The 10,181-nt window shown below is 63.8% G+C and carries 13 protein-coding genes and 1 tRNA gene; 12 read left to right on the plus strand and 2 right to left on the minus strand.

What is annotated here, in order from left to right:
- Nucleotides 1-52: 52 nt before the first annotated feature.
- Complete coding sequence (locus QZT63_RS13270; protein WP_290651929.1) at nt 53-520, minus strand: CopD family protein; 468 nt, start codon at nt 518-520, stop codon at nt 53-55.
- 187 nt (nt 521-707) lie between these two features.
- Between QZT63_RS13270 and rpe the strand changes: the two genes are divergently transcribed.
- The 6 genes from rpe to trpC all read left to right on the plus strand — a co-directional run bounded on the left by rpe (nt 708) and on the right by trpC (nt 6,136).
- Nucleotides 708-1,382, plus strand: coding sequence for a ribulose-phosphate 3-epimerase (rpe, locus tag QZT63_RS13275; RefSeq protein WP_290651931.1), 675 nt, complete (start codon nt 708-710; stop codon nt 1,380-1,382).
- Complete coding sequence (locus QZT63_RS13280; RefSeq protein ID WP_366637025.1) at nt 1,379-2,071, plus strand: phosphoglycolate phosphatase; 693 nt, start codon at nt 1,379-1,381, stop codon at nt 2,069-2,071. The genes rpe and QZT63_RS13280 overlap by 4 nt, the downstream gene beginning before the upstream one ends.
- Before the next feature lie 109 nt (nt 2,072-2,180).
- Nucleotides 2,181-3,668, plus strand: coding sequence for an anthranilate synthase component I (gene trpE, locus QZT63_RS13285; protein ID WP_290651932.1), 1,488 nt, complete (start codon nt 2,181-2,183; stop codon nt 3,666-3,668).
- Between the two features lie 10 nt (nt 3,669-3,678).
- Nucleotides 3,679-4,281: an aminodeoxychorismate/anthranilate synthase component II gene (locus tag QZT63_RS13290; RefSeq protein ID WP_290651933.1), complete on the plus strand. Its 603-nt coding sequence runs from the start codon at nt 3,679-3,681 to the stop codon at nt 4,279-4,281.
- Nucleotides 4,282-4,299: 18 nt separating this feature from the next.
- Complete coding sequence (gene trpD / locus QZT63_RS13295) at nt 4,300-5,319, plus strand: anthranilate phosphoribosyltransferase (RefSeq protein ID WP_290651935.1); 1,020 nt, start codon at nt 4,300-4,302, stop codon at nt 5,317-5,319.
- A gap of 19 nt (nt 5,320-5,338) precedes the next feature.
- A complete protein-coding gene (gene trpC / locus QZT63_RS13300) occupies nt 5,339-6,136 on the plus strand; it encodes an indole-3-glycerol phosphate synthase TrpC (RefSeq protein ID WP_290651937.1) in 798 nt (265 codons plus the stop codon).
- Between the two features lie 54 nt (nt 6,137-6,190).
- On the opposite strand, the gene crp is transcribed toward trpC, so the two are convergent.
- Nucleotides 6,191-6,829, minus strand: a complete 639-nt coding sequence (gene crp / locus QZT63_RS13305) for a cAMP-activated global transcriptional regulator CRP (RefSeq protein WP_290651939.1) — start codon at nt 6,827-6,829, stop codon at nt 6,191-6,193.
- A 204-nt stretch (nt 6,830-7,033) separates the two neighbouring features.
- Here crp and QZT63_RS13310 point away from each other — a divergent pair, with 204 nt between their 5' ends.
- The 6 genes from QZT63_RS13310 to QZT63_RS13335 all read left to right on the plus strand — a co-directional run bounded on the left by QZT63_RS13310 (nt 7,034) and on the right by QZT63_RS13335 (nt 9,865).
- Nucleotides 7,034-7,462 (plus strand): OsmC family protein, encoded by a 429-nt coding sequence (locus QZT63_RS13310; protein WP_290651951.1) that lies wholly within the window; start codon nt 7,034-7,036, stop codon nt 7,460-7,462.
- Between the two features lie 91 nt (nt 7,463-7,553).
- Nucleotides 7,554-8,387: an adenosylmethionine decarboxylase gene (gene speD / locus QZT63_RS13315; protein ID WP_290651941.1), complete on the plus strand. Its 834-nt coding sequence runs from the start codon at nt 7,554-7,556 to the stop codon at nt 8,385-8,387.
- Nucleotides 8,388-8,474: 87 nt separating this feature from the next.
- Complete coding sequence (locus QZT63_RS13320; RefSeq protein WP_290651943.1) at nt 8,475-8,792, plus strand: (2Fe-2S) ferredoxin domain-containing protein; 318 nt, start codon at nt 8,475-8,477, stop codon at nt 8,790-8,792.
- Between the two features lie 127 nt (nt 8,793-8,919).
- Complete coding sequence (gene rplM, locus QZT63_RS13325) at nt 8,920-9,348, plus strand: 50S ribosomal protein L13 (RefSeq protein ID WP_290651945.1); 429 nt, start codon at nt 8,920-8,922, stop codon at nt 9,346-9,348.
- A gap of 33 nt (nt 9,349-9,381) precedes the next feature.
- Nucleotides 9,382-9,774 (plus strand): 30S ribosomal protein S9, encoded by a 393-nt coding sequence (gene rpsI, locus QZT63_RS13330; RefSeq protein ID WP_290651947.1) that lies wholly within the window; start codon nt 9,382-9,384, stop codon nt 9,772-9,774.
- A 17-nt stretch (nt 9,775-9,791) separates the two neighbouring features.
- Nucleotides 9,792-9,865: transfer RNA gene (locus tag QZT63_RS13335), tRNA-Gln, on the plus strand.
- The last annotated feature ends 316 nt before the right edge of the window (nt 9,866-10,181 follow it).

The following is a 10,181-nucleotide window of genomic DNA, read 5'->3' on the forward strand; positions in this document are numbered from 1 at the left end:
TAACCCGCCGTAAAACACACCGCGCCACAGGCGCACGAATGCCAAAAGGACACTAGCCCAGCATGCCGAGGCGCCCGCCGCTGGCAACGACGACCACGATAATGCCGAGCACCAGGTTCACGGCGACCAATTTGCGGACGGTGGCGAGCGCTGAGCCGGCGCGCGTCCAGTCCTGCGTGTCCACCGCCTCCCGGAGATGGCGAAAGGGCGCGAAGTACACCGCCAGGAACACCCCCGCCATGATCAGCCCGAGCCCATGCATGACGTGCACATGGGTGGGCCAGTCGCCCATAGTGCTGAAAAGGCCAAAGCCGAGCCAGTATCCAGTGAGCAGCACGATGACCACGGATTTCCACACCCAGACGAAGAACTTGGCGAGGACGCGCCGCCAAAGCATGAGTCGCTCCGGTGCCTCCAGGGTGCTGGCCGCGACCGGTCGCAGGATGACGTAGGCAAAAAACATGCCGCCCACCCAGATGACTGCGAACAGAACGTGGAGCAGGTTTGCGAGACTGTTCACGCCGGTATTCCCCCCGCGGGTTGGCAAATTGGCGGCCCGCAGTGTATCAGCCGCCGGGCGCGCCCGGAATCGCCCACTGGCCCGCGGATGCGCCATTGGGTAGAGTCTCGGTCTCGGTTCAGTGGGTGGGCGTGACGTGCGTCATGCGCGTGGGGAGGGCGCCAGCGGGTCTGGCGGGAGCCTTACAATGACAGATGACCGTATTGCACCGTCCATTTTGGCGGCGGACTTCGCCAAGCTGGGCGAGGAAGTGGACACCGTGCTCGCCGCCGGCGCGGACATGGTCCACTTCGATGTGATGGACAACCATTACGTGCCCAACCTGACCATCGGGCCGATGGTCTGCCAGGCATTGCGCAACCACGGGGTGAGCGCCGAGATCGACGTCCACCTCATGGCTAAGCCAGTGGACCGCCTTATCGCCGACTTCGCTCTCGCCGGCGCGGACTGGATTACCTTCCACCCCGAGGCGAGCGAGCATGTCCACCGCAGCCTGGCGCTTGTACGGGATCAGGGCTGCCGCGCGGGGCTTGCGTTCAACCCGGCCACGCCGCTGGATTATCTGCGCTACGTCATGGACGAGGTCGATATGATACTGCTGATGTCGGTCAATCCCGGCTTCGGTGGGCAATCGTTCATTCCAGCCACCCTTGACAAGCTCCGGGAGGCGCGCGCCCTGATTGATGCCAGCGGCCGCGAGATCCGGCTGGAGGTCGATGGCGGCATTAACGCGGAGAATATCCGCGCCGTGGCAGCAGCCGGGGCGGATACCTTCGTTGCGGGGTCGGCCATTTTCCGCCAGGCCGCTTACGGCACAGTGGTTGACGCCATGCGGCGGGAAATTGCGAAGGCCCGGGCATGATGCGCGGCATCCGCGCCCTGCTGTTCGACCTCGACGGGACGCTGGTGGACAGCGCCCCTGACATGGCCGTGGCCGCTGACAGGATGCTACAGGCGATGGGGCGGCCGGCCGCGGGCGAAGCCTGCGTGCGCCAGTGGGTGGGCAATGGGGCGCGACGCCTGGTGATGCGCGCCCTCACCCGGCAAGAGCACGGTGAGCCCCCGGAGGCCGATACCGAGCGCGCCCTGGAGCTGTTTCTCCGCTTCTACGGTGAACAGCTGAGTGTCCACAGCCGCCTGTATCCGGGGACCCGTAGTGGGCTGGACCGGCTGCAGGGGGACGGGTATGGTCTCGCCTGCGTCACCAACAAACCCGAGGACCTGGCGCGCCGGCTGCTCGTCGATCTGGGGCTGGCCGATGTGCTGCCGGTGGTGGTCGGGGGTGATACCCTGGCAGTGCGCAAGCCCGACGCGGCGCCGTTGCACTATGCCATGTCCGCGCTGAATGTGTCCGCTGAGGCCACACTAATGGTCGGCGATTCGCGTGCCGACGTGGATGCCGGCAGGAATGCGGGCACCGGCGTTGTCTGTGTGCCTTACGGGTACAGCCGGGGCGAGGACGTCTCCGCCATGGCGCCGGATGTGGTCGTTGGCAGCATCGAGGAACTCCATGCCCTCCTGCGAGGCGATGCGGAAGGAACGGGATCATGACGGTTGCACCATTGGCACAGGTCACGAGCGTGCATGCGATCCGATGGCGTGGCTGAGCTGCGCAATCGCGTCGCTGTGTCCACCTCATTTCTGCCGATGGTGAGCCCGCATGAACAAGGAACGATTTCAGGAACTGGTCGATCGGGGGTATAACCGCATTCCGGTGATCCGCGAAGTTCTCGCGGACCTGGACACCCCGCTTAGCACCTATCTCAAACTCGCCGACGGGCCGTATTCGTTTCTGCTCGAATCCGTACAAGGTGGCGAGAAGTGGGGGCGTTACTCGATTATCGGCCTCCCCTGCCGCACGGTCCTGCGCGTGCGCCAGGGCCACGTGACCGTTGAGCGCGACGGTGAGCTGGTGGAGGAGGCACGGCCCGAGGACCCCCTGGCCTGGCTCGAGGCGTTCCACGGGCGCCATGCCGTGCCCCTGCCACCCGGGTTCCCGCAGCTGCCACGATTCACCGGCGGGCTGGTGGGATACTTCGGCTACGACACCATCCGCTATATCGAGCCACGACTCGCACAGTGTCATAACCCGGATACGCTGGACGTCCCGGACATCATGCTGCTGGTGGCGGACGAGGTGTTGGTGTTCGACAATCTGGCCGGGCGGCTCTATCTGGTGGTCCACGCCGATGCCGCCGACCCCGCTGCCTGGGACGCCGCGCAGCGCCGGCTCGAGACGCTGTCGCGCACGATGCGTGCCGCCTCCACGGATTATCGGCCGGAGCATCAGCGCCGGGAGGTCAGCGACGCCGACTTCCGCTCGGATATGTCCCAGGAAGGCTTCGAGGCGGCGGTGCGGCGGATCAAGCAGTACATTATCGACGGCGATGCCATGCAGGTGGTGCCCTCGCAGCGCATGAGCACCGCCTACAAGGCGGCGCCGCTGGATCTCTACCGCGCCCTGCGCTGCACCAACCCATCCCCGTACATGTTCTTCCTGAACCTGGGCGACATGTATGTGGCCGGTTCCTCACCGGAGATTCTGGTGCGCGTGGAGGACGGCGAAGTGACCCTCCGGCCCCTGGCGGGCACGCGCAAGCGCGGGGCCACCGAAGCCGAGGACAAGGCGCTGGAGCGCGAGCTCCTGGACGATCCCAAGGAGCGCGCAGAGCATCTGATGCTCATCGACCTTGGGCGCAACGACGTCGGGCGGATCGCCGAGACCGGTACCGTGGAAGTGACCGACCAGATGACCATCGAGCGATACTCCCATGTCATGCATATTGTCTCGAATGTCACCGGCCGCTTGCGAGCGGGGTTGAGCCCGATGGACGTTCTGCGGGCCACCTTCCCGGCGGGCACACTGAGCGGTGCGCCGAAGATCCGTGCCATGGAAATCATCGACGAGGTGGAGCCGTCCCGCCGCGGGATCTATTCGGGTGCTGTGGGCTACTGGTCCTGGTCCGGTAATATGGATACGGCGATCGCGATTCGCACGGCGTTGGTGAAGGACGGGCAGGTGCACGTCCAGGCCGGGGCCGGAGTAGTGGCGGATTCAGTGCCGAGCGCCGAATGGGAAGAGACCCTGAACAAGGGGCGTGCACTCATCCGCGCGGTGGCCATGGCCGAGCGCGGACTCGACGAGTGAGGATGCGGTCATGCTGCTGATGATCGACAACTACGATTCCTTCACCTATAACCTCGTGCAGTACCTGGGTGAGCTTGGCGCCGAGGTCCGGGTTGAACGCAACGATGCGCTGGACCTGGACGCCATCGAGGCGCTGCAGCCCGAGCAGATCGTGATTTCGCCAGGGCCCTGTGCGCCGGACCAGGCGGGCATCTCGCTGGCCGTGGTGGAACGGTTTGCCGGGCGCATTCCCATTCTCGGCGTTTGCCTGGGGCATCAGGCCATCGGTCAGGCGTTCGGTGGTCACGTGGTGCACGCCGGGCAGGTAATGCATGGCAAGACCTCCGAAGTGCATCACCGGGATATTGGGGTGTTCGCTGGGCTGCCGAATCCGATGACCGCCACCCGTTACCACTCGCTGGTGGTGGACAAGCACCGGGTGCCTGATTGCCTGGAGGTCACCGCCTGGACGCAGTTTGATGACGGTACGGTGGAGGAGATCATGGGCCTGCGCCACCGCTCGCTGGATGTGGAAGGCGTGCAGTTCCACCCCGAGTCCATCCTCACGGCGGACGGGAAAGCGCTGCTACGCAATTTTCTCGAGCGTTCATCACCCACTGGCAAGGCCGCCTGAACCGAAGGAGCGCCGCACATGGACATGAAAGAGGCCATTCGGGCCGTCACCGAGCACCGCCACCTGAGCCAAGCCGAGATGACGGACGTGATGCGGCTGATCATGACCGGCGAAGCCACACCGGCGCAGGTCGGCGGTTTTCTCGTCGGCTTGCGCATGAAGGGCGAGACCGTGGACGAAATCGCCGCCGCCGCCGCTGTCATGCGGGGCCTGGCCACGCATGTGGATGTCGATACGGACCACCTCGTGGATACCTGCGGGACCGGCGGTGATGCCTCGGGCACGTTCAATGTGTCCACCGCCACCGCTTTCGTGGTTGCCGCCGCGGGTGGACGCGTCGCCAAGCACGGCAACCGCTCCGTATCCAGTGCCTCAGGCAGTGCCGATCTGCTGGAGACGGCCGGTGCCAACCTGGAGCTCACGCCGGAGCAGATCGGGCAGTGCATTGAGACAGTCGGTGTCGGTTTTCTGTTCGCCCCGGCGCACCATGCCGCCATGAAGCATGCAGTGGGCCCGCGGCGCGAGATGGGCGTGCGCACCCTGTTCAACGTGCTCGGCCCGCTCACCAACCCCGCCGGAGCCCCGCACCAGCTGCTTGGCGTCTATTCGCGCGTTTGGATGCGGCCGCTTGCCGATGTGCTCCTGCAGCTCGGCAGCGAGCGGGTGTTGGTGGTGAATGCCGAGGATGGCCTGGACGAAATCAGTATTGGCGCACCCACATTCATTGCCGAAGCGAACGGGGACGCGGTGATCGAATACACGATCAGCCCCGAGGAGTTCGGGCTGAAGCGGGCCCCGCTTGATGCCGTGCGGGTGGGCAGTGCCGAGGAGAGTCTGTCCATGATCGGCAATGCGTTTGCCGGCAAGCCGGGCCCCGCGGCGGATATCATCGCGCTCAATGCCGGTGCCGCGATTTATGCGGCCGAACTTGCCGAAACCCTGGAAGCGGGGGTGGAGCAGGCGCAGGCGGTCCTGTCGAGCGGCGCGGCCGCCGCGAAGCTGAACGAGTTCGTGACGTTCACACGGCGTCTGGGTTGAGTTATTGGGCGTGCATGCCATGGGTGAGACACCGGATATACTGAAGCGGATCCTGGAACGAAAGGCCGCGGAAGTCTCCTATAACAGCCAGGCCCTGGATGAACAGAGCCTGCGGCACGAGGCGGGCGTGGTGGCGCCGCCCCGGGGGTTTTTGCAGGCCCTGCGGGATGAGGCCGCCGCAGGTCGTCCGGGGGTCATCGCGGAGATCAAGAAGGCGTCGCCGAGCAAGGGCCTGATCCGGCAGGACTTCGACCCCGAGGAGCTGGCGCTGAGCTACGCTCGGGGCGGGGCCACCTGTTTGTCCGTGCTCACAGACCGGGATTTCTTCCAGGGGCATGACCTCGACCTGCGGGCCGCCCGGGGTGTGTGCGACCTGCCGGTGCTGCGCAAGGATTTCATCATCGATTCCTTCCAGGTGTGGGAGTCCCGGGTCATCGGCGCGGACTGCATCCTGCTGATCGTCGCCGTGCTCAGTGACCAGAGCCTGGAGCAGCTCTACCGGCTCGCCCGGAGTCTGGGCATGGATGTGCTGATCGAGGTGCATGATGAGCGCGAGCTGGATCGCGCCTTGGGGCTGCAGCCGGAGCTCCTAGGCATCAACAATCGCGATCTGCATACCTTCGAGACGGACATGCAGACCACGGTGCGGTTACTCGATCGGGTTCCCGGCGGCACTTTCCTGGTCACTGAAAGCGGTTTCAGCACGCGGGAAGAAGTGGAGTTCATGATGGACAGAGGTGTCCCGGGCTTCCTCATCGGCGAGGCATGCATGCGCGCCAGCGACCCTGGCGAGCGGCTGAGGTCCCTGTTCCGCTGACCCTGCCTGTCCATGGGCACCCATACGTGCCGCCGAATTACGCGCTGCCGAATGTCAGCGGGTGTTGAACACCACCATGGTTTTGCCAGACACCGAGACCAGTTCTCGTTCCTCCAGGTCCTTAAGCACCCGACCCACCATTTCCCGCGAACAGCCGACGATCCGGCCGAGCTCCTGGCGGGTGATGCGGATCTGCATGCCGTCCGGGTGGGTCATGGCGTCGGGTTCCCGGCAGAGATCGAGCAGGGTGCGGGCGACGCGACCGGTGACGTCCAGGAAGGCCAGATCCCCCACCTTGCGGCTCGTCCTGCGCAGACGTTCAGCCATCTGTCCCGCGAGAAAGAACACGATCTCCGGGTCTTCCGCGGCCACCTGGTGGAAGCGTGAGTAGCTGATCTCGGCCACCTCGCAGGGTGTGCGGGTACGCACCCAGGCGCTACGGGTGGTCTCCTGGCCGAATAGCCCCAGTTCACCGAAAAAATCGCCGGCATTGAGATAGGCGAGAACGATCTCGTGCCCATTCTCATCCTCGATGACGACGCTCACAGAGCCCTCAGTGATGTAGTACAGCGCATCGGGCTGGTCACCGGCGTAGATTATGCCGGTCTTGGTCGGGTAGCGACGTCGATGGCAATGCCGCAGCAGATTGTCGATGGACCAGTTTGTTCTTCTCTTCGGTTCGGCAACAATCATGCGTGCACCTGCGTGTGTTTTGGTCCCGATCCGCCCTGGGGGCACCCCGTTGGTTCGGATCAATACGCTCATCCCTATGGTAGCCGAGTTTAACGGACCATGTCGCATTGCGAATGCTTCGCGTGGTCACGTTTTACCCACTCCGGTCATGTGGCTATAATGCCGCGTCTACGCGCGCCGAGCGTCGTAACCGGAGAGCAGGTCATGCGGGCAACGGTGAAATGGTTCGGTGACGCGGCGTTCGAAGGCACCGCCGACAGCGGTCATGTGGTTCGCATGGACGGGCCTCCCGAATTCGGCGGGCGGGACACCGGGGTCCGCCCGATGGAAATGCTCCTGCTTGGCTTAGGGGGGTGTACGGCATTCGATGTCGTCCATATCCTACAGCGTGGCCGCCACTCCATCAGTGATTGTGTTGTCGATATCGAGGCCGAGCGCTCGCCCACGCCGCCCAAGGTGTTCACGACGATTCATCTGCACTACCGCGTCAGCGGCAAAGGGCTTAGGAGCGCTGCCGTGCGCCGGGCAGTGGAGCTGTCCGCCGAGAAATACTGCTCGGCGTCGATCATGCTGGCGCAGGCAGCGGAACTCACCCACGACTACGAGGTCGTGGACGATTTGACAGGGCAATGACGCAGGTGGTGACGGCCAAGCCGGTGCCGCCCGGAAATCCAGAAAGACGTCCCGCGGGATGCCTCTCGACCATGCTTGGGAGGACGGGCTCTTGGTCCAGTCTGAGACGCTGAGGCTTCACGGCTTCAATAATCTGACGAAATCGTTGAGTTTCAATATCTACGATATCTGCTATGCGCGCGATGCGCGGCAGCGCCAGCGTTACATCGAATACATCGACGAGGTGTACAACGCCGAACGGCTGACCCAGATCCTCACGCAGGTCGCCAACATCATCGGCGCGAGTATCCTCAATATTGCGCGCCAGGATTACGAGCCCCAGGGGGCCAGCGTGACGCTCCTCATCTCGGAGGAGGAGGAGGTCGAGGGTGCCGAGATCGGGAGCGCCGCTCCCGGACCGCTCCCGGACACGGTCCTCGCGCACCTCGACAAGAGCCACATCACCGTGCACACGTACCCGGAGACCCATCCGGATCATGGTATCAGCACGTTCCGGGCGGACATCGACGTGGCGACCTGCGGTGTCATTTCGCCTCTGAAGGCGTTGAATTTCCTGATCCATTCCTTCGATTCCGATATCGTCACGATGGATTACCGGGTGCGCGGTTTTACCCGCGATGTGGAAGGCCGCAAGCACTTCATCGACCACGAGATCAACTCGATCCAGAACTACCTCTCGGACGACACGAAGAGCCACTACCACCTGATTGACGTCAACGTCTACCAAGAGCACATGTTCCACACCAAGATGCTGCTGAAAGAGCCGAAGCTCTCCAATTACCTGTTCGGCGAGTCGGCCGCCGACTTCTCCGAGGAGGATAAGCAGCAAATCCGCCGGCAGTTGCGGCGCGAGATGGCTGAGATCTTCTACGGGAGGAACTTGCAGCCGGGTCAGGAAGTCTCACTGGGCCTTGAGTTCCGTTAGGGTATCGTGCCGCATGTGCTTGAAGCGGGCACCGGTGCCCGCGTCGGCGGTGCGGCGTCGCAGCATGCACGCAAGGCAGGAGTGCGTATGGGGTATTATAAGCGCCACGTGTTCGTGTGTACCAACAGCCGCGAGGACGGCGCGGATTGCTGTGCCAACGGCGGCGCCGCCGAGGCGCGGGCGCACCTCAAGGATCGGGTGAAGGTCCTGGGCATGAAAGGCCCGGGTGGCGTGCGGGTGAGCAGCTCGGGCTGCCTGGGCCGCTGCGGCGAGGGGCCGGTGGTTGTGGTCTACCCCGAGGCCGTTTGGTACACGTACGTCGATGGCGAGGATCTTGACGAGATCGTTGATCGGCACCTGGTTGCCGGTGAGGCGGTGGACAGGTTGCTCCTTGATCCCGAATAGGGGCAGCCGAGAGCAGCCGGGCACGCCGCAGGCGTGGGCGGTGGATTGCCGGCTTGAACCCTTCGGGGGATTTGGTTACTATCTGCGCCCTTCTTGAATTTGACGACGGCGCTTGGAGTGGGTGTGCATGAAGACCTTTAGCGCGAAAGCGGCTGACGTTGAACGCGACTGGTTCGTCGTGGATGCCGACGGCAAGACCCTGGGCCGCCTCGCCACGGAAGTGGCACGGCGCCTGCGTGGCAAGCATAAGCCGGAATATACGCCGCACGTCGACACGGGCGATTACATTGTCGTGATCAATGCTGGGAAGGTTCGCGTAACCGGCAATAAGAGCACGGACAAGATGTATTACCGGCATTCCGGGTATCCGGGCAGCGTACGCGCTACGACTTTTGCCAAGCAGCAGGCAACAAAGCCGGAGTCGATAGTGGAATATGCCGTCAAGGGCATGCTCCCGCGCAACCGCCTGGGCCGGGCGATGGCCAAGAAGCTGAAAGTGTACGCGGGTCCGGAGCACCGGCACAGCGCGCAGCAGCCCAAGCCGCTAGCGCTTTAAGCGCGCGGACTCAACGATCGGACGGGAACGCCAATGGCAGTAGAGCAGTATTACGGAACCGGTCGCCGCAAGACCTCAAGGGCACGGGTGTTCCTGCGCCGCGGTAACGGCGAGATTCGGGTAAATGGTCGTACACTTGAAGACTACTTCGGTCGTGAGACCGCGCAAATGGTCGTGCGCCAGCCGCTGGAGCTGGTGGACGCTCTGGATAAATTTGACGTGAATGTCACCGTCACCGGCGGCGGCGGTAGCGGACAGGCCGGTGCCGTGCGCCACGGCCTGACCCGCGCACTGATGGATTACGACGAGGACCTGCGCGGCGTTCTGCGCAAAGCCGGTTTCGTCACGCGGGACAGCCGCATGGTGGAGCGCAAGAAGGTTGGCCTCCACAAGGCGCGTCGCGCCACGCAGTACAGCAAGCGCTGATACGCATCCCGGTTTATTGGGGGATCGTCTAGCGGTAGGACTACGGACTCTGACTCCGTCAACCCAGGTTCGAATCCTGGTCCCCCAGCCATTTAAAATCAGGTGCCTAAAGGGATACGAAGCCAAGGAAGGCGTGAATACGTAAGCTCATGGTAAGCAGTTCGGCTTGCGCTTCGTGCTTAGACATCCCCTCGCTAGATGTTGTGCAGACTTGCACTCTCGGATTTAGCATTATTCCGAGCAGTTCCAATTTTGCCGATCTTCCGTTGGCCCTGGCTCCCGGGCCGTCACTACTGCAGTGGCTATGTGTGGGAGTCCTGCCGTGGCACCGGCGCCGATCGAAGTGCGTAGGGTGCCATTAGCGCCAGCGTAATGCACCCTCAAACAAACCGCGCCGTAGGCGCGCA

The organism is Aquisalimonas sp., from assembly GCF_007120195.1.
Classification (GTDB): domain Bacteria; phylum Pseudomonadota; class Gammaproteobacteria; order Nitrococcales; family Aquisalimonadaceae; genus Aquisalimonas.